This is a genomic window from Ectothiorhodospira mobilis, assembly GCF_900114895.1.
Lineage (GTDB): Bacteria > Pseudomonadota > Gammaproteobacteria > Ectothiorhodospirales > Ectothiorhodospiraceae > Ectothiorhodospira > Ectothiorhodospira mobilis_A.
Map to the genome: position 1 here is coordinate 46,954 of NZ_FOUO01000002.1, position 18,495 is coordinate 65,448.

Sequence of the window (18,495 nt, forward strand, 5' to 3'; positions counted from 1 at the left end):
GTTTTGGTGGGGTGTGGCGCCGCTCAGTGCCCCAGGCCGCGGATGCCGGGGAGGTCCGCGGGCCAGCTGATGGTGTAGTCGAAGTGCAGGGTGCGCTCCCCCCCGGGTGGGAGCTCCAGGTCCCAGGCCACCACACCGGGACGGCCCTCCAGGTCGCGGCGTGTGGGTGGGGTGGCCTCGGGGCCGGGCTCTACCCGGATGCGCTCGTCCCGGGATACCGGCATGCGGTCCAGGATCACCACCGGCATGGTGAAATCGTGGCCGTTTTCCACGCGGATCCGGTGCTCGCGGCGCAGGGTGTGGCGCGGCCGCAGGTGGCCCTCCTGACCCCGCAGGTCCAGCTCCCGCCGGTAGGTGATGGCGATGCGGTCGTCGCTGCCAAAATCCAGTTCCAGTCCATCCCCCGGGCGCACCATCTCCAGCCGGTCCTGGCGCACCAGGGCGTCGTCCTGGAACAGGGCCAGGGGGCCGGGGGGGAGGGGCGTTGCGCCCTCGAAGGGGGCCTGGGCCTGGAGATGGGCCCGGGGCAGCAGGGCGGGCACGGCCCGGGCGCGCAACGTGGCCTGCAGGGGATGGCGGGCCAGCAGGTAGCGGTGGGGGCGGTTGTCCGAGGGGAGGGTCACCGTGCCCGGTACCCGGAAGCGGGTGGTGAAGGCGGTCTGCTCCAGGGCCGCATCGGCCTCCCGGGCCTGGCTCAGGAGGACCGGGGCCTCGCTGCGGGCCAGGGTGCGCTCCGCCGTCTCCCCGGGAGCGGGCAGGACATCCAGGTACCAGGGTACGGGGTCGGGGACGGCGCCCGTATCTGCGCGGGCGGTGGTCAGGGTCAGGTGCACCCCGTTCCAGTCCTGGCCGGTCCCTTGCCATACCCGGGCCCGTTGCAGCAGTTCCAGTACGCCATCTGTGGTGTTGAGCCGGGCCTCGTAGACGGGTTCCCAGCCGGCCCCCGCCACGGTGTAGGTGGCCGTCACCACGGCATCCCCCGCCTCGGGGGCCTCGTAGTGGATGTGGGCCTGCGTGCGCTCCCGGCCGCTGTGCTGCCATGTGGCGAGGCGTTCCTCCAGGCGCTGGATGCGCCCGTCCACATCGCCCTGCTGCGCCTCGGCCTCGCGGATGGCCTTCAGGGCGGCGGCCGCGCCGGCGGCCACCGTCTCCCAGGCCCGGGGCCATTCCTCGGGGGGGATGCCGGGGTCGCCCCCCGGTCCCATGCGCTGGATGAGGTCCAACTGGATCTGCTGTGCGCGGATGCGATCCTCTAGGGCCCTGCGCTGGGTCTTCAGCCCCTGGATCTCCTGGGACAGGGCGCGGGCCCCGGGATGGGTGAGGGTGTCCCCCAGGAGGCGGCGGGTCTCCACCGCCAGGATGCGCAGATCGCGGGGCCCCCGGGCGGAGACGTGCAGGCTGTCCGGGTCCAGGTTCGCGGGCAGCTCCTCAAGCTGGATGCGGCCCTGTCCCGCCTGCAGCCGGATCTCCTCCTGCACCGTCACCCGGGCCCGGTCCGGGTGCACGGTCACGGCGGTCACCTGCAGCCCATGGGCCTGCAGTGGCAGCAGGCCGGCCAGCAGCAGCCCCAGGGCGGGCAGGAGGGGGGATCTCATCACCGCCAGCTGACCTGGAAGACGCAGGCGGGGGCCCCGGTGGCGGTGCACTGTACCTCCGTGACCCGGGTGTCGGGGTGCACCAGCACCTGGAACAGGCGCTCGAAGCTGGCGGCATAGTAGTGGCAGACGGGCCGCTCCCCCTGGAGTCGGCGTGGGATGGGGGTATGGGTGAGGGTCAGCTGCAGTTGCGGGCGGTGGCGCACCTCCAGGCTGCCGCTGCCGGTGAAGGTCCAGGCATTGCGCTGGATGGCGGTGAGCAGGATGCGGCTGGCCGGTCCGGCCGGGAGCCATTTGAGCAGGCGCTGCACCGGTTTGGGGATGCGATGGGCCAGCAGGTAGTCCCCCGTGAGGCGGCCCGCCTCCATACTCACCTCCCGGGCCTGGTCGGGGCTCAGGTGTTGGTGCAGGGCCTGGTGCAGGGCGCTGACCCAGGTCTCGTCCACCATCTCGGTGGGCGGTTCCAGGAGGGCCTCGGTGAGGCCCGCGCTCTCGAAGACCTGCTGCGTGAGGGTCTCCGAATGCTGGTGCCGCAGGGCCTGGGCGATGCGGGTGATGGCGTTGGGGCCGATGGTGCCGGAGGGGTTCGGTTGGTTTTGGGTCATGGCGCGTGTGTTGTCTGGGTCAGGAACGGACCCGTCCCGGGCGGATGCCAAATCCCGGTGCCGGGGTGTTCTTGTCCGGGTCGTTGGCTGCCTGGATGGGCGGGTAGATGGGACGGAAATAGGCCTCCTCAGGCTGGCGGGAGCGCATGGCCCACTGCCACAGGGCCTGGGAGGGCAGGGGCAGCACCAGGAACCAGTGCTCCAGGATGGCCAGGATCATGAGCGTGGCCAGGAACAGGGCCCCTGTGACCTCACCGCTGCTGGCCAGGGGGTCCAGGGCCCGGTCCAGGATGAGCACCGCCGCCACCGTGGAGAGGGTCACCGAGACGGGGAAGAGCAGGTTCATGGGCCGCTTGCGGAAATAGCTCTCCAGGTAACGCAGGTGGTCCGGCAGCCATTCCTCGTTGAGATTGCGCACGCCGAGAAAGACATTCAGCTTGGTGCTGGTGCGCATGATCCAGAGGATGAGGAAGGTGTACAGGCCGGTCTTGTCCGGGGCGCCCCATGTGGCCAGGAATACGGTGGCGGCGGCGGCCACCAGGGCGAATTCATGGTGCAGGATGGCCTGCAGGGCATAGATGAACCGCCGCATGCCTTGGGCCCCTTGCGGGCAGCGATCCCTGCGGGGGCCGGTGATCAGACCCATGAGGAAACTCATTTCCACCCATCCCCAGAGGATGATGGCGGCGGTGAAGGCCATGCAGGTGCCGGTCAGGGTGTCCATCCGGCTGGCGTGGATCAAGCCATAGAGGGCCGCGCCCCCGAGGAGGGTGGCGCCCAGCATGCTCCAGCGGTAGGTGTGCCGGGGGAGACCGTCCAGGTACAGGATCAGCCCGGTGCTGAACCACCAGAGAAAGACCACGTAGAGGATGGGCAGACCGAACTGAACCACGGGTGCTTCACCGCATCCGGGTGGAGGAGGGGACCGGGGGGAGGATGCTGTGGCTGTGCAACGTACGCTGGCACTTCACGGGGTTCTCCTCAGTCATCCGGGCGGGACAGTTCGGCTTCCGGAACGCCCCGCGGGTGGGCGGGGTGGCCCGGTGGCTCGGACCTTTACGGGGTTTCGTAAGCGGGACTGCCGGCACCACCGGGATGGGTCAGGAGCCCCGGGCCGCCTTGAACAGCCCCTCGAAGGCGTCTGCGTTGGTGGACCCGAAGGCCTGTAGGTCTTCGTAGCGGGTGCCGGTCACGGGATCCTCCAGGGTCAGGGTGCCGTCGGACCAGCGCACCAGACGCAGGGGGGTGTCGCTCTCCTGCTCCCGGTCCATGGGCAGGATGCGCAGCACGGTGCGCATGAAGCCATCCCCCGTGGGGTCCAGTTCCCTGAGCACCTTGCCGGTATCGGCGTCGATCACCGCCACGTAGCCCCCAGGGCGCGACTCGGTGCGCAGGTGCAGCACCGTCTCCGGCGTGGGTTGTTGGCCGGAGCCGGAGCCGGCCGTCTCCCCGGCCGGGGCCCCGCGGGGTGGTGCGGTGGCATTGCGTCCCAGCAGCGAGAGGCCCAGGACGAGGGCCAGGAGCAATGCCGCGCCCACCAGCAGCGGTGTTCGCCAGCGGCGCGCACGGGGGTTGGATTCGGGTGCGTTCATGAGGTGGTGGCATCCCCGAGGGTGTGATGCGGATCATCGCCGGTCGCCGCATCGCTGGCGGTCCGGGTGGATGCCGCGCCCTCCTGTTGACGGTGGTGCGCGGTCATGGCCTCGGAGAGGATCTCGGCGACCCGGCGTGCGTTGGGTACGCCTCGGAGCATGGGTTGGGGCACCATCCAGCGCCAGGGACGCACGTGGGGCCACATGATGAGATAGGACACCTTTTCCGGCGGTTCGAGTACCAGGGGGATGTCCCCCGTGCCATCCCGGTAGAGCTTCACCGAGGCGGACTGAATCACGGTGTAGGGCAGGTTCACGCTCATCTGCAGGGCCACGCCGAAGCGCAGGACGATGCGTCGGTCGGTGATGGTGTAGACCGTGGCGCGGGCCATGAGCCAGGCCAGCAGCAAGAGCAGGCCGATGGCGGTGATGGAGAGCGTGACGAGGAAACTGGTGGATCCGAGGGCGGCCGTAAGGGATTGGGTGCCGGTCCAGGTGTATCCGGCCCGCACCAGGATCAGTAGGGCCAGGTAGAAGATCACCTTGCGTACATGAAAGGCCCGGACGGCCAGGGTGCCCCAGTGGGGGGCACCCTGCCAGAGGATGCGCTCCCCCCGAGGGGGGAGCTCCGGCAGACCACGGATCGGTTCGACGGCGTGGTCGTCGTGACTCACAGCCAGGCTTCCCTGCGCTCCGGGGTGGCGTAGAAGTGGCCGCCACCGAAGTAGGCCATGATGCGGTCTTCCTCGAGGCGGGTGATGGCCTCGGGGTTCTTGGTGCCGGGGGCGTTACCGAACTGGTGCCCCATGACGGATTCCACGCGCACCTCGAAGGGACGGCCGTCCTTGAGCCGCTGCTGCATGGGCAGGCTGGGATCGGCCTTCTTGGCGCGGCTGACCTTGGCCAGGAACATGGGCACGAGCACACGGCGGCTGCTGCCCTTGACGTCCACTTCCAGGTAGCGGGGCATGGACTCGGAGCGGTCCACCCAGATGTCGCGCACGGTGCCCACGGCGGTGTCGTCGGCGGTGTAGACGGTCAGGCCGCGGGGATCGGGATCCTTCTGGTTGACCGCGAAGCCGTGCTTGGTGGTGCGCATGGGCACGATGCGGTTCTCGCCGGTCATGGTGACGTCGGGTTCATCGGCCCGTTCCGCCCAGGAGCAGGGGCCCACGCCGTCCGCCATGGGATCGCCGGTGGGGTCCAGCGGGGCACCGGGGAAGGGCCATGCGGGCTTGGCGTGGATCTCGCGGGTGTCCGGGTTGCCGTTGGCGACGATGAAGCAGCCGCCGTCCATGGTGGGATATTCCTTGGGGCCGGGGGCGGCCGGATAGCCCTGGACGGTGATGTACGGGGAACGGTCGGATTCCAGCGGATAGCCTTCCCGCTTGTTTTCCCGGTGTAGATACCAGACCAGGCCCGCGAAGAAGAACCAGAAGACGTAGAGGGTGACCTGCGCGACGTCTATGTACTCTGTGATGGCACCGATGGTTGGCATTGCATTTCCTCCAAGTTTCGGGTGGGTCAGGCGGGGTTTGTATCGGCCTTACCGAACCGCGATGAACACAGCGCCCGGTGCGCCCCGGTTTCCGGGAACACGCCGGCCGCGATGGATGTTGCCAGCGGCAACGATTGCTTCTGATGGTAGACCAGAACGGCACGAAATGCCGGGCCCGGAAGGGCCGCAGCCCCGTCCCCTGCGGGGGATCCCCCGGACATGTTGCAGACTCGGGTCAAGCTTCACGACCGTGCTCCTGGTGCTATCCGCGGGACTGCCAGCCCCATGCATAATCTTGCCAGACATTCCAGGCCTTGGCCCTTGGCAGGTGCGCCGTGCATGATCTGGATCAGATTTCGACCCGGACCCTGGGACCGTGCCCCGGATCCGTCTTCAGGACCCGGCGCTGCCCCCCGTTTCCCCGGGATTGGCCAGTTCCATGGCCTGGGAGATATAGAAGCCCTTGGCGATGCGCCGGGTGCGTACAGGGGTCCAGCCATCCAGGGTGGGTTCCGCGTCGATGAGCCGCAGCAGGGTGCCCTCGGCCACCGGCTCGATGGCCGGGGAGCGGTCCCCCTTGGGGAAGAGCTTGCCCGTGGCGTGCATCAGGGTCAGCATCGGGGTGCGCGGCGCGATGGTGAACAGGATGGAGGCATGGGTGCGCTGCGACAGCCGGGAGAGCACATTGACGATGTCGGCGGAGCGGTAGTGGATGAAGGAGTCCATGGCCACCACGTAGTCGAATTCCCCCAGGGCCGGATCCAGGAAGTCGCCGACCCGGAAGTCGATCTCGCCATCCCCCAGGTCCATGCCGGCGGCCCGTTCCCGGGCCATGTCCACCAGATTGCCCGCCAGGTCGATGGCCACCACCCGGGCCCCGCGCCGGGCCGCCTCCGTGGAGAAGGTGCCGGTGCCGCAGCCGGCGTCCAGTACCCACTTGCCGTGGAGGTCGTCGGGCAGCCAGTCCAGCAGGGTGTTGCGCATCTGCTCGCGACCGGCCCGCACCGTGGCGCGTACCCGTCCCAGGGGGGTGTGGTCGGAGGTGAGCTTCTTCCAGGCATCGGCCGCAGTGCGGTCGAAATAGTTTTCCAGCTGGCTGCGGCGTTTCTCGTAGGAGGAGGTCATGATGCGGCTTCCGTTGGTGGCTGCGGGTCAGCGGCTGAAATACGCCTTGGCTTCGTACAGGGTCTCCACGGTGATGGGGTGGATATCCCGTTCGGCCGCGTAGCGTTCGGTATTGCGCCGCGCCTTGCCCCGGACGAAGAAGGGGATCTTGCGCAGTTCCTGCTCCGCCTCGGGGGTCCATTGTGGGCCGTCCCCGGGGGCGGCCGCTTCCATGTCGTTGCCGGCGCTCTCCCCGGCCGGAGCCTCGGGGGAACGGCTGCGCTCGCTGCCGGTCCCCCCCAGGTGGGAGGGAGCGGCCTCGGCATGGAATTCGAAATCCTCCCGGAACATCCCCAGCAGGTGTTCCTCCAGCCCCATCATCAGGGGGTGGACCCAGGTGTCGAAGAGGACATTGGCCCCTTCGAAGCCCATCTGCGGGGCATAGCGGGCCGGGAAGTCCTGCACGTGCACGGGGGCGGAGATGACGGCGCAACCCACGCCCAGGCGCTTGGCGATGTGGCGTTCCATCTGGGTGCCCAGCACCAGTTCCGGTTGCAGTTCGGCCACCCGGGCCTCCACCTCCAGATAGTCGTCGGTGATCAGGGGCTCCACCTCGTAGCGGCGGGCGGCCTCACGCACCTCGCGGGCGAATTCCCGGCTGTAGGTGCCAAGGCCCGCCACCTGGAAGCCGAACTCCTCCGTGGCCACCCGGGCGGCGGCCACGGCATGGGTGGCATCGCCGAAGATGAAGACCCGCTTGCCGGTGAGATAGTTGGAGTCCACGGAGCGGGCGTACCAGGGCAGGCGGGTGCCCTCGTCGGCCAGCACCGGCTCGGGATCCACCCCCGCCAGTTCCGCCACCTCGTGCACGAATTCCCGGGTGGCGCATACGCCGATGGGGACGGTGCGGGTGTAGGGCTGGCGGAAGGTGCGCTGCAGCCACTGGGCGGTGGCGGCGGCGATCTCGGGGTAGAGCACCACGTTGAAGTCGGCTTCCCCCAGGCGGGCGATGTCCGCCGGGGTGGCCCCCAGGGGGGCGGTGACGTGTACGTCGATGCCCAGCCGGTCCAGCAGAGCGGTGATCTCGCGCACGTCATCGCGATGGCGAAAGCCCAGGGCCGTGGGACCCAGCAGATTGCAGCGGGGCCGGCGCCCCTCGCGGGCGGGGCGGTCGCCGCCGGGGGCCGGGGCCTGGGGCCCGGCCAGGGTGCGCGCCAGCTGGTACAGGGTCTCGGAGGCCCCCCAGTTCTCCTTGCGGGAGTAGGAGGGCAACTCCAGGGGGATGACCGGCACCGGCAGGTCCATGCCGGCGGCGAGTCCGCCGGGATCGTCCTGGAGCAGTTCCGCCGTGCAGGAGGTGCCCACCAGCATGGCCTGGGGCTGGAAGCGCTCCTGGGCCGCGCGCACCGTGTCCATGAACAACTGGGCCGTATCCCTTCCCAAATCCCGGGCCTGGAAGCTGGTGTAGGTCACCGGCGGGCGGCGGTCGCGGCGCTCGATCATGGTGAAGAGCAGGTCCGCGTAGGTGTCCCCCTGGGGGGCGTGGAGGACGCAATGGGTCCGTTCCATGCCCGTGGCCACGCGCATGGCCCCCACATGGGGCGGACCTTCGTATGTCCAGACCGTCAGTTGCACGGATTCAGACCCTCAGCTTGGCCCGGCGGATCAGGGGCCGGGCGAACAGTTCGGCGAGATCGGCCGCCTGGTCGTACCCCTGTACCGGGGTGAAGACCAGCTCGATGGACCACTTGGTGGTCATGCCTTCGGCCTCCAGGGGATTGGCCAGGCCCAGGCCGCAGACCACCAGGTCGGGATGGGCCTCGCGGCAACGATCCAGCTGGCGGTCCACGTCCTGCCCCTCGCTGAGCACCGTATCCGCGGGGAGCTGGGCCAGTTCCGGCGCCATGTGCTCCCGGTGCAGGTAGGGGGTGCCCACCTCCACCAGTTCCATCCCGGCCTCCTGGCGCAGGAAGCGGGCCAGGGGGATCTCCATCTGGGAGTCGGGGAAGAAGAAGATGCGCCGCTCATTCAGGGGTTCGCAGGTACGTTCCACGGCGGCGCGGGCGCGCTCCACGGCGGGGGCGGTGACCTCATGGAAACGGGGCTCGTCCACACCGAAGGCCGCGGCGGCGGCCCGCAGCCAGGCGGTGGTGCCTTCCACCCCCAGGGGGAAGGGGGCCTCCAGGCGGCGTGCGCCCCGTTCCTCCAGGGCCCGGGCCGTGCCCCCAAGGAACGGCTGGGCCAGCAGGAAGCGGGTGCCGGGCCCCACCGCCGGCAGGGCATCGGCCTTGCGCGCGGGCAAGAAACGCACGTCCTCGATCCCCATGGCCCGGAACAGCCGCGTGAACTGGTCCTCGACGATGTCCGCCAGGGAACCCACCACCAGCAGGGAGGGGGCCGATCCGGTGTCGGCGGGCAGTTCCGGCACCAGGCTGATCAGGCACTGGTCCTCCCCCTGGGTGAAGCCGGTTTCCAGGCCGCTGCCGGTGTAGCTCAGCACCCGCACCCGGGGGGCATGGGCCTGGGACAGGCGGGCCGCCGCCCGCTGCAGGTCCAGCTTGATCACTTCGGAGGGGCAGGAGCCCACCAGAAAGAGCATGCGGATGTCGGGTCGGCGCTCCAGGAGGCGGGCGACGACGCGGTCCAGTTCCTCGTTGGCGTCGGCCAGACCCGCCAGGTCCCTCTCCTCGATGAGGGCGGTGCCAAAGCGGGGTTCGGCGAAGATCATCACCCCCGCCGCCGATTGCATCAGGTGGGCGCAGGTGCGCGAGCCCACCACCAGGAAGAAGGCGTCCTGGATCTTGCGGTGCAGCCAGATGATGCTGGTGAGGCCGCAGAAGATCTCGTTCTGGCCGCGTTCGCGGATGATCGGGAAGTCCACAGGGCGATCCGCTGGTTGGGTTGGTCGTTGCGGGGACGGGGTCATTCCGCGCTGGCGGTCCCGGCCCGTTGCTGCTCCGCCTCGGCCTTTTCGCTCAGGCGGGCGGCCCGTAATTTAAGCAGAAACTGGGTGGCATTGACCACGTAGACGGCATAGGCCAGCAGGGTCAGATACATCTGTTGTGAGGTGCTGAGAAAATCCCAGAACAGGGAGGCGAGATAGATGGTGTGCAGCACGATCACCATCATGCTCACCACGTCCTCCCAGAAGAAGGCCTTGGCGAAGAGGTAGCGTCCGAACACCACCTTCTCCCAGATGGCCCCCGTGACCATGATGGTATAGAGGATGAAGGTCTTGACCAGGATGGAGGCATGGGCGGCCCACAGGCCTTCATCGGTAAGCAGGTAGCGCACCACCAGCCAGGTGCTGACGATGAAGACCAGGAACTGCAGCGGGGCCAGGATGCCCTGCACCAGGGTCCAGCGGGTCCCGTCCCGGCGGCGGCGCTGCTCCGGCGTATAGAGAGGCATGCGTTTCCCGGCTCCGGTATGCGGCATGGACAAGGTTCTCCAGACGAACGCGTCAAGGCGCGGTGAGTGTGTACAAGCCCCCTGACTTTGTCAATTAAACTGGACGTCAGTCTCGGTTGACATTTCCCAGGAGGATAACCATGATCCTTTTGGGACAAAAAGGACGGTAGCCCTGCTAGACTGCCCCATGTTGAGGTCGAGGTGCCTGGCGGCGCGGACAAGCGGCCCCCGGGCAGGACCGTGGGCCGCGCCGGCGGCCCCTTCAGCTTGGGGAGAATAAGGCATGGTAACTGCCAGACGACAGATCGGCCGGGAAGACGGGGAGTCGTCGCCGGGACGGGGCGGGGCCCGCCAGCCGGGCGCGGAGGGTGTCTTTCGTGCGCAGGATCAGGGGGGTGGGGCCCCTTCGGTGGAGACCTGCACCGAACGCATGCGGCGGGAGCTTTCCCGGGTCATTGAGGGGGAGATCATCCCCCGCCTGATGCTGGCCCACCGGGACCATGATCCGCTCCCCCGGGAGGACGGTGCGGGGCAGGAGGCCTCCCCCGGGATCGATGCGGGGACGGTGCAGGCCTTTGCCCGCACCATCATGGAACAGGATTCCGCCCAGGCGGTGGACTTCGTCTCGGATCTGAGGGACAAGGGGGTCTCCCTGGAGATGGTGCTGGTGCACCTCCTGGCCCCCGCGGCGCGGCGTCTCGGGGCCTTTTGGGACGAGGATGACGCGGATTTCACCCAGGTTACGGTGGGGCTGTGCCGTCTGCAGCATGTCCTCCGGGCGCTGGGGGAGGAGATGGACACGGCCTCTGCGGGGTCCAGCGGACGCCGTGTGCTGCTGGCCCCGGTACCCGGAGAGCAGCACACCTTCGGCCTGATGATGGTGGCCGAGTTCTTCCGGCGGGAGGGATGGGACGTGAATTGTGATCCGGCGGCCTCGATCCGGGATCTGAACCGCCTGGTGCGCCAGGAGCGGTTCGATATCGTGGCCTTCTCCCTGAGCTGTGACGTCATGCTGGACCGGCTTCGCGCCGCCATCCGTGGGGTGCGTCGTGCCTCCTGCAACCCGGATCTCGGGATCCTGGTGGGCGGGCGGGTGTTCGTCGATCACCCCGAAATGGCCGATCAGGCGGGGGCCGATGCCACCGCGCCGGATGCCCGGGAGGCGGTGCGGGTGGCCGAACGGCTGGTTTCCTTCCATGCCGGCGCCCCGGTGGGGAGGCCCGGCTGAGCCGGACGCTCCCCACCATGATCCGATACCGGAAAGCCCCGATGGCCCGATACCGGAAAGCGTGGAGCCCGTGAAGCCCTTCAATACCCCAAAGCAGGTGCTCGGGGATCTGGACCCCGATGAGGTGGCCTCCCTGATCGCCACCTCGGCGGATATCTCCCTGGTGCTGGATGCCTCCGGCGTGATCCGCGACCTGGCCTGCGCCAATGACGATGTGTCCCCCGAGGGGGCGGGAGAGTGGATCGGCCGGCCCTGGGTGGATACGGTGACGGTGGAGAGCCGCGCCAAGGTGGAGGCCCTGCTGCAGGAGGCGGGGGCGCCCTCCAAGCGCTGGCGGCAGGTGAACCATCCCTCCAGCCGCGGACCGGATGTGCCGGTGATGTACGCCGCCATGCAGGTGGGGGATGAGGGCCGTGTGGTGGCCTTCGGCCGTGATCTGCGCGGCGTGGCCAGCCTGCAGCGCCGCCTGGTGGACGCGCAGCAGGTCATGGAGCGGGAGTATGCCCGCATGCGTCAGGCCGAGACCCGTTACCGGCTCCTGTTCCAGGTCTCTTCCGAGGCCGTGCTGGTCCTGGAGGCCGCAAGCCAGAGGGTGCTGGAGGCCAATCCCGCTGCGGCGGAACTCCTGGGGCTCGCGGTGGAGCGCCTGAGCGGGCGGAGTTTCCCGGCGGAATTCCCCTTTGCCGATGTCCGTCCCCTGCAGGATGCCCTGGCCACGGTGCGCGCCACGGGGCACGCCGCCACGGTGCAGATGGCCCTGCAGGGGAAGGCCCTGGAGGTGTCCGCCTCCCTGTTCCGCCAGGACAATGCCAGCCATTTCCTCGTGCGCCTCCATAGCCCCCAAGAGGCGGCACTGGACGCGGTGGGCCCCCAGGTGCGTTCGCCCCTGTTGGGTCTGGTGCAGCAGGCCCCCGACGGATTCGTGGTCACCGACCCCGAGGGACGCATCCTGGCGGTCAACCCCGCCTTTCTCGAGCTCATCCAGATGGCCGCCGAGGATCAGGTCCTGGGGATGTCCCTGGGGCGCTGGCTGGGCCGGCCCGGAGTGGATCTGGGTCTGCTCCTGGGCCGGTTGCGGGAACACGGCTCCCTGCGCCTCTTCCAGACCGGGCTGCGGGGGGAGTACGGTTCGCGCACGGAGGTGGAGATCTCCGGTGTAGCGGTGGCCGGGGTGGAACCGTCCTGCATGGGGTTCACCATCCGGGATGTGGGGGCGCGGCTGCCCCATGACGGCCACTTCTCCCGGCAGGGGCCCCGCACCGAGGAGCAGCTCACCGAACTGGTGGGGCGGGTCCCCCTCAAGGAGTTGGTGCGCGAGAGCACGGACATGATCGAGCGCCTGTGCATCGAGGCGGCCCTGGAGCTGACCCAGAACAACCGCGCCTCGGCGGCGGAGATGCTGGGCCTCAGCCGCCAGAGCTTCTATGTGAAACTGCGCCGTTATGGCTTGGGGGATCCGGCCCCGGAGGACGGCGGATGAGGGCCCCGCATGGACCTGTCCAGCGGGCCTGATGCCTTCCCTCAAGAGATCTGTCAATGATGCTTGACGATCCCCGGGGCCGCGTATAAGTTACCCGCCATGTCCATGCCCGATCCGCGCGCAGCCTTTCAGCTGCTCCATCCCGTCACCTGGTTCCCGCCCATGTGGGCCTATGCCTGCGGCGTGGTGTCCGCCGGCATGCCCCTGCAGGAGCGCTGGCTGCTCCTCATCGTCGGTGTTCTGCTGGCGGGCCCCCTGATCTGTGGTACCAGCCAGGTGGTGAATGACTGGTTCGATCGCCACGTGGATGCCATCAACGAGCCGGACCGGCCCATCCCCTCGGGGCGTGTGCCCGGATACTGGGGGCTGTGGCTGGCCATCGGCTGGACCGTGCTCTCCCTGGCCGTGGCCACGATCCTGGGGTTCTGGGGTTTCATGGCGGCGGTGGTGGGCATGATCCTGGCCTGGGCCTATAGCGCCCCGCCCACCCGGTTCAAGCGCAACGGCTGGTGGGGCAATTCCGCCGTGGCCATCGCCTATGAGGGGATCCCCTGGTTTACCGGCGTGGTGGTCATGACCGGCGTCTTCCCGGACTGGCGCATCATCATCGTGGCGGTGCTCTACAGCATCGGCGCCCACGGCATCATGACCCTGAACGACTTCAAGTCGGTGGAGGGGGACACCCGCATGGGGCTGGGTTCCCTGCCGGTGAAACTGGGGGTCGAGCGGGCGGCGAAGCTGGCCTGCTGGGTGATGGCCCTGCCCCAGGCGGCGGTGGCGGTCCTGCTCCTGCTCTGGGGCGCGCCCGTCTACGCCCTGGCGGTGGCCGCCGTCCTGGCGGTACAGATCGTGCTCATGGCCCGCCTGCTGAAGCGGCCCAAGGACCTGGCCCCCTGGTACAACGCCACCGGGGTCTCGCTCTATGTCAGCGGCATGATGGTCACCGCCTTCGCCCTGCGCGGCATGGGTCTGATGCAGCCGTGAGCCGTCCCCGGGTCCAGGCCGCCGCTGCATGCGGGCGCGGACCTGCCCCGGGCCGATCACTCCCCCGTTCCCTCCCCCCGGCCCCTGCCTCCCGGCACGGGGCGCGGATGTCGCGTGCGCATCCTGCGCCCGTGGCCGCGGGGATTTCCCTTGAACGCGCCATCCCCATGGGATGCGCCGGAGCAGACAGGTAAACGCAATGACCGAGAGCGAGAGCGTGGACGTCGTCGTCGTGGGAGGCGGCCCCGCCGGGGCCACCGCCGCCACCGACCTGGCCCGGGCCGGGCATCGGGTGATGCTGCTGGAGCGGGGCGGGCGCATCAAGCCCTGTGGTGGCGCCATCCCGCCGGTGGCCATGACCGAGTTCGACCTGCCCGAATCCATCCTCGTGGCCAGGATCCGTTCGGCGCGCATGTTCTCCCCCTCCGACCGGCGCGTGGACATGCCCATCGAGGGGGGGTATGTGGGCATGGTGGACCGGGAAAGCTTCGATCCATGGCTGCGCCAGCGGGCGCAGGAGGCCGGGGCCCGGGTCTGCACCGGCACCTACCAGCGCCTGGAACGGCAAGGGGATGGTGTGACCGTGATCTACAAGGATGCGGACGGACAGGAGCGGCAGGTGCACGGCCGGGTGGTCGTCGGTGCCGACGGCGCCAACTCCCAGGTGGCCCGCCACGAGGTGGCGGGGGCGGACCGCATCCCCCAGGTGGCCGCCTACCACGAGATCATCAACGCCCCCGCCGCGGACAGCGGTGCCGAATACGACCCGCAGCGCTGCGATGTCTACTACCGCGGTTCCCTCTCCCCGGACTTCTACGCCTGGGTCTTTCCCCATGGTGACAAGGTGAGCGTGGGGGTGGGATCCGCCCACAAGGGCTTCTCCCTCAAGGGGGCGGTGGATGAACTCAAGCGCAGCGCCGGGCTGGACGGCTGCGAGGTGATCCGCCGCGAGGGGGCCCCGTTGCCCCTCTATCCCATGAAGCGCTGGGACAACGGCCGCGATGTGCTCCTGGCGGGGGATGCCGCGGGGGTAGTGGCGCCGTCCTCGGGGGAGGGCATCTACTACGCCCTGCTGGGGGGGCGGCTGGCGGCCGGTGCCGTGGAGGCCTTTCTGGCCACCGGGGACGCCAAGGCCCTGAGGCAGGCCCGCAAGCGCTTCATGAAGGCCCACGGGCAGGTGTTCTGGATCCTGGGCATCATGCAGCGCTTCTGGTACAGCAGCGACAAGCGCCGCGAGCGCTTCGTCGCCATCTGCCGCGACAAGGATGTGCAGGAGCTCACCTGGCAGGCCTACATGTACAAGAAGCTGGTGCGGGCCAAGCCCATGGCCCACATGCGCATCTTCTTCAAGGATATGGGCCACCTGCTGGGCCTGTCCCGGGTCTGAGACCGGGTACGCCGGCACGCGGGGCGGCATGATGACGGCATTCTTCACCTCCGGCCAGGTGGTGGATCTCATCCTGGTGCTGATGGCCCTGGAAGGGGGCTGGCTCATGGGGTACCACCAGCGTACCGGACGGGGGCTTCCCGTCCCCGCGGTGCTGGCCCTGCTGCTGCCCGGGGCGGCGCTCCTGCTGGCCCTGCGGGTGGCCCTCACCGGGGGGGCCTGGGTATGGATCACCTTCTGGCTCATCGTCAGCCTGGCGATCCATCTCCTCGATCTGCGCAACCGTCTGAGGTGACCCATGGGGGGTGAATCCGGGGCCACCCTGCTCAGCGCCCGGCGCGATCCCCGCGCCAAGGGGCGGCATCTGCAGGCCTGCCTCTCGGACGAGGTGGAATACCGCCGCTCCACGGGCCTGGAACGCTTCGAACTGCGCAACCGCGCCCTGCCGGAGACGGCCCTGCATGGGGTGGATCTCTCCACGCGGCTGCTGGGCCGGAGCATCCCCTTGCCCTTGATGATCGCCCCCATGACGGGGGGGGATCCCCGCGCCCACGGCATCAACCGACGCCTGGCCCGGGCGGCCCAGCGCTGGGGCCTGCCCATGGGGGTGGGCAGCCAGCGGGTGGGTATCGAGGACCCGGGCCGGGCGCGTTACTTCCAGGTGCGTGCCGAGGCCCCTTCCATCCTGCTGTTCGCCAACATCGGCGGGGCCCAGTTGGTGAAGGGCTGGGGCCTGGAGCAGGCCATGCAGGCCGTGGAGATGATCGGCGCGGACGCCCTGTTCGTACATCTGAACCCCATGCAGGAGGCGGTCCAGGGGGGAGATGCGGACTTTCGCGGGCTGGCGGGACGCCTGCAGGAGCTCTGCCGGGGGCTGCATGAAGAGGGCATCCCCGTGTTCGCCCGCGAGGTGGGCTTCGGCCTGGGGGAGGGCACCTGCCGGCGGTTGCGGGCCTGTGGCGTGGACGGCATCGACTGCGCCGGGGCCGGCGGCACCTCCTGGGCCCGGGTGGAGGCCGCCTGTGCCCGGGGGGAGCGGGCACAGGCCCTGGCCATGGCCTTTGCCGAATGGGGCATCCCCACGGCCCAGAGCATCCTCAACTGCCGCCGGGCGAGTCCCACCGTGCCCCTCATCGCCAGCGGCGGCCTGCGCAGCGGCCTGGATCTGGCCAAGGCCATCGCCCTGGGGGCGGACCTGGGGGCCATGGCCCGCCCCTTCCTGGTGGCCGCCGAGGCGGGGGACGCGGCCCTGGACGCCCTGGTGGAGGGGGTGATGTCGGAACTGCGGGTGGCCCTGTTCGCCGCCGGGGCCGCGGACCTGCCCGCCTTGCGGGGGGCGCTGTCTCCCGTGGCGGGGGCGTGGGGCGAGCCCGGGGCGGAATAGGTCCCTTCCGGGATTGCCATTGTTGCGCGCGTAGCCCCCCCCGGGCCGCGGGGCGGATGTCACACCAGGGGGAACATGGCCGCCAGGGTCCAGCCCAGGAAGCCCGCCAGGGCGATCCCGTCGGCCCAGGGCCGCTGCACCGGGCGGCTCAGCAGCAGGGGCAGGGCCAGCATGGCCGGCAGCAGCGGCAGGACGATGAACAGGAACTGCATCCCCTCCACCACGGCGGCCGCCAGGCCCATGCCCACCAGGGTGATCAGGGCGATGCCCAGCCCCGTGCCCAACCCCCGCCAGCCACCGCGCCCCTGCAGGGCCGTGGCCAGGGCCACCGCCCAGGGCAGGATGAGCAGGGCCAGCACCGGCAGGTAGGGCAGGCGGTGCAGGGGCGGCCACCAGGGGATCCATAGCAGCGCCCCCAGGGCCCCGAAGGCCAGCACCAGGGCCGCCAGCAGGGCCAGTCCCCAGACCAGATCCCGCCACTGCGGTAGCGGCGGGCGTGTGCCCAGCAGCATCCAGACCCCGCCCGCCAGGGCCAGCCAGAGGGCGAACTGGGGACCCACCACGATGCCGCCGATGCCGTCCAGGTGGATCCCCAGACCAATGCCAAACAGGCCCAGGGTGGCGGCGGCGCTGGCGATGGCCGCCCGCACCAGGGGGCGCTGGTTGCGCCCCTGGCGGGTGGCCTCGTCGGCATCGATGCGGCGCCGGTCGGGATCCGCCACCAGGGGGGCCAGGGCGCGCCAGAGCACCACCACGGCCACTAGGTGCAGCACCCACCACAGCAGGGGGCTGGGCGGGGCGCCGGCGGGCGGATCCAGGCCGAAGACCCGGGTGAGCCAGTCCACGGAGGCGTCGTGGGAACGGGCGCTGAACAGCACCCCGACGTGCTCGCTGCCGGGGACGATGAACAGGTCCCGCGCCGTGCCCTGCTCCATGCGCCCGCCCTCGCCGCCGGCCTCCTGTAGCAGGGATTCCGCCGCCGCCCGGAAGGGCCCCTCCAGGGCCCCGGCCATGAGCAGGAGGTTGGGGGGATGGGTGGCGTTGACTTCGGCCGGCCCCGGGGAGACGGCCACCACCGCCTGCACGGGCGGTTGTGCCTCCCGTGCGGCGGCGATCACGGCACCGGCCCCCAGGGAGTGCCCCAGCAGGGCCAGGCGCCCGGTATCCACCTCCGGCTGCTGCGCCAGCTCGGTCAGGGCCGATTGCACATCGCGGCGGAACTGGTCCGGGTCGTTCCACCAGTCCAGGGGCTTGCGGTTGGCCCCGTGGCCGCTCAGGTCCGGCAGGGCCACGGCCATGCCGGCATCGGCCAGGGCCAGGGCCCAGGTTTGCATGAGCCGGCCGGATCCGGCGAAGCCGTGGGCCACCACCACACCCGGGATGGGCCCGCTCCGCTTTGCGGGCAGCACCAGGGTGACCGGAACACCGTCGCGGATGACTTGCCGCTCCAGGATGCCATCCTCCAGGGACAGCACCTGCCACCAGGCGGTGATGATCAGCGCCAGGGCGCACAGGGCCAGGAGGATACGGGGCAGGGGGCGGGGGGCGTTCATGGGGGCGTGGCTCAGGAGGCCCGATGCACCGGGCTCAGCCAGGGCAGGATCTCCTCGGGGTGGCGGATGCAGCCGTCGGCCCCCCAGGTATCCGGGGTCTGGTCCGCATCGATGTAGCCGTAGAGGGCGGTGAGGGTGACCATGCCGGCGGCGCGTCCCGCCTGGATGTCCCGCAGGGCGTCGCCGATGTAGAGGCATCGCTGCGGGGTGCTGCCCGCCTCCCGGCAGGCCTGGAGCAGGGGCAGGGGATGGGGTTTGCGCTCGGGGGTGGTGTCGCCGCTGATGACCGTGGCCGCCCGTTCGTACAGCCCCATGGCGCGCAGCAGGGGGTCGGTGAGCCAGCCGGGTTTGTTGGTGACCACGCCCCAGTTCATCCCCCGGGCCTCGATCCCCTCCAGGATCTTGGCCATGCCGGGGAAGAGCCGGGTCTCCACGTGCAGGGCCTGGGCATAGAGGTCCAGGTACTGCCGCTTCAGGTCCTCGAAGGTCTCTCCCTCGATCCCGGGGAATCCCAACCGCACCAGGGCCACGGAGCCGTGGGAGACGTGGTCGCGCACCGCCTCGAAGGGCAGGGGATCCACACCGTGGCGGGTTTGCAGGCGGCAGAGGGCGGCATGCATGTCCGGGGCGGTGTCCGCCAGGGTGCCGTCCAGATCCAGCAGCAGGGTTTGCAC

Annotated in this window: 18 protein-coding genes; 6 read left to right on the forward strand and 12 right to left on the reverse strand. The window is 69.9% G+C overall.

Annotated features, from left to right (window positions below; genetic code table 11):
- Positions 1 to 23 precede the first annotated feature (23 nt).
- The 10 genes from BM214_RS01645 to bchF form a co-directional block, all read right to left on the reverse strand.
- Entirely contained in the window at positions 24 to 1,595 is a 1,572-nt protein-coding gene (locus BM214_RS01645) for a mucoidy inhibitor MuiA family protein (protein ID WP_143096328.1), read from the reverse strand.
- Positions 1,595 to 2,200 carry a bacteriochlorophyll 4-vinyl reductase gene (bchJ, locus tag BM214_RS01650; protein ID WP_090483470.1) on the reverse strand — a complete coding sequence of 202 codons (606 nt, stop codon included), beginning with the start codon at positions 2,198 to 2,200 and terminating at the stop codon, positions 1,595 to 1,597. Before bchJ ends, BM214_RS01645 begins: the two co-directional genes overlap by 1 nt.
- Before the next feature lie 19 nt (positions 2,201 to 2,219).
- Complete coding sequence (puhE, locus tag BM214_RS01655; protein ID WP_090483471.1) at positions 2,220 to 3,092, reverse strand: putative photosynthetic complex assembly protein PuhE; 873 nt, start codon at positions 3,090 to 3,092, stop codon at positions 2,220 to 2,222.
- A gap of 208 nt (positions 3,093 to 3,300) precedes the next feature.
- Positions 3,301 to 3,792: a photosynthetic complex assembly protein PuhC gene (gene puhC, locus BM214_RS01660; RefSeq protein WP_090483472.1), complete on the reverse strand. Its 492-nt coding sequence runs from the start codon at positions 3,790 to 3,792 to the stop codon at positions 3,301 to 3,303.
- Positions 3,789 to 4,466, reverse strand: coding sequence for a photosynthetic complex putative assembly protein PuhB (gene puhB / locus BM214_RS01665; protein WP_090483473.1), 678 nt, complete (start codon positions 4,464 to 4,466; stop codon positions 3,789 to 3,791). The genes puhC and puhB overlap by 4 nt, the downstream gene beginning before the upstream one ends.
- A complete protein-coding gene (gene puhA, locus BM214_RS01670; protein WP_090483474.1) occupies positions 4,463 to 5,290 on the reverse strand; it encodes a photosynthetic reaction center subunit H in 828 nt (275 codons plus the stop codon). Before puhA ends, puhB begins: the two co-directional genes overlap by 4 nt.
- Positions 5,291 to 5,683: 393 nt before the next feature.
- Positions 5,684 to 6,415 carry a magnesium protoporphyrin IX methyltransferase gene (bchM, locus tag BM214_RS01675; RefSeq protein WP_425319144.1) on the reverse strand — a complete coding sequence of 244 codons (732 nt, stop codon included), beginning with the start codon at positions 6,413 to 6,415 and terminating at the stop codon, positions 5,684 to 5,686.
- Between the two features lie 27 nt (positions 6,416 to 6,442).
- A complete protein-coding gene (bchB, locus tag BM214_RS01680; RefSeq protein WP_090483476.1) occupies positions 6,443 to 8,029 on the reverse strand; it encodes a ferredoxin:protochlorophyllide reductase (ATP-dependent) subunit B in 1,587 nt (528 codons plus the stop codon).
- Positions 8,030 to 8,033: 4 nt separating this feature from the next.
- The gene (locus tag BM214_RS01685) at positions 8,034 to 9,320 is read right to left on the reverse strand and encodes a ferredoxin:protochlorophyllide reductase (ATP-dependent) subunit N (RefSeq protein WP_090483477.1); all 1,287 of its coding nucleotides are present in this window, start codon (positions 9,318 to 9,320) and stop codon (positions 8,034 to 8,036) included.
- Entirely contained in the window at positions 9,317 to 9,805 is a 489-nt protein-coding gene (bchF, locus tag BM214_RS01690; RefSeq protein ID WP_238619066.1) for a 2-vinyl bacteriochlorophyllide hydratase, read from the reverse strand. The genes BM214_RS01685 and bchF overlap by 4 nt, the downstream gene beginning before the upstream one ends.
- A 283-nt stretch (positions 9,806 to 10,088) precedes the next feature.
- Here bchF and BM214_RS01695 point away from each other — a divergent pair, with 283 nt between their 5' ends.
- From BM214_RS01695 to fni, 6 genes are all read left to right on the forward strand, one after another.
- Positions 10,089 to 11,033, forward strand: a complete 945-nt coding sequence (locus BM214_RS01695; protein WP_090483479.1) for a cobalamin B12-binding domain-containing protein — start codon at positions 10,089 to 10,091, stop codon at positions 11,031 to 11,033.
- A gap of 70 nt (positions 11,034 to 11,103) precedes the next feature.
- Positions 11,104 to 12,513, forward strand: a complete 1,410-nt coding sequence (ppsR, locus tag BM214_RS01700) for a transcriptional regulator PpsR (protein ID WP_090483680.1) — start codon at positions 11,104 to 11,106, stop codon at positions 12,511 to 12,513.
- Between the two features lie 105 nt (positions 12,514 to 12,618).
- Entirely contained in the window at positions 12,619 to 13,497 is an 879-nt protein-coding gene (gene chlG / locus BM214_RS01705) for a chlorophyll synthase ChlG (RefSeq protein ID WP_425319145.1), read from the forward strand.
- A gap of 199 nt (positions 13,498 to 13,696) precedes the next feature.
- Positions 13,697 to 14,884: a geranylgeranyl diphosphate reductase gene (locus BM214_RS01710; RefSeq protein ID WP_090483481.1), complete on the forward strand. Its 1,188-nt coding sequence runs from the start codon at positions 13,697 to 13,699 to the stop codon at positions 14,882 to 14,884.
- Between the two features lie 28 nt (positions 14,885 to 14,912).
- Positions 14,913 to 15,179: a hypothetical protein gene (locus BM214_RS01715; protein WP_244887806.1), complete on the forward strand. Its 267-nt coding sequence runs from the start codon at positions 14,913 to 14,915 to the stop codon at positions 15,177 to 15,179.
- A 3-nt stretch (positions 15,180 to 15,182) separates the two neighbouring features.
- Positions 15,183 to 16,268 carry a type 2 isopentenyl-diphosphate Delta-isomerase gene (fni, locus tag BM214_RS01720; protein ID WP_090483482.1) on the forward strand — a complete coding sequence of 362 codons (1,086 nt, stop codon included), beginning with the start codon at positions 15,183 to 15,185 and terminating at the stop codon, positions 16,266 to 16,268.
- 59 nt (positions 16,269 to 16,327) lie between these two features.
- Here the strand turns inward: fni and BM214_RS01725 are convergent, their stop codons facing one another.
- A complete protein-coding gene (locus tag BM214_RS01725) occupies positions 16,328 to 17,821 on the reverse strand; it encodes an alpha/beta hydrolase (protein WP_090483483.1) in 1,494 nt (497 codons plus the stop codon).
- 11 nt (positions 17,822 to 17,832) lie between these two features.
- Positions 17,833 to 18,495 (reverse strand): HAD family hydrolase, encoded by a 663-nt coding sequence (locus BM214_RS01730; protein ID WP_280521872.1) that lies wholly within the window; start codon positions 18,493 to 18,495, stop codon positions 17,833 to 17,835.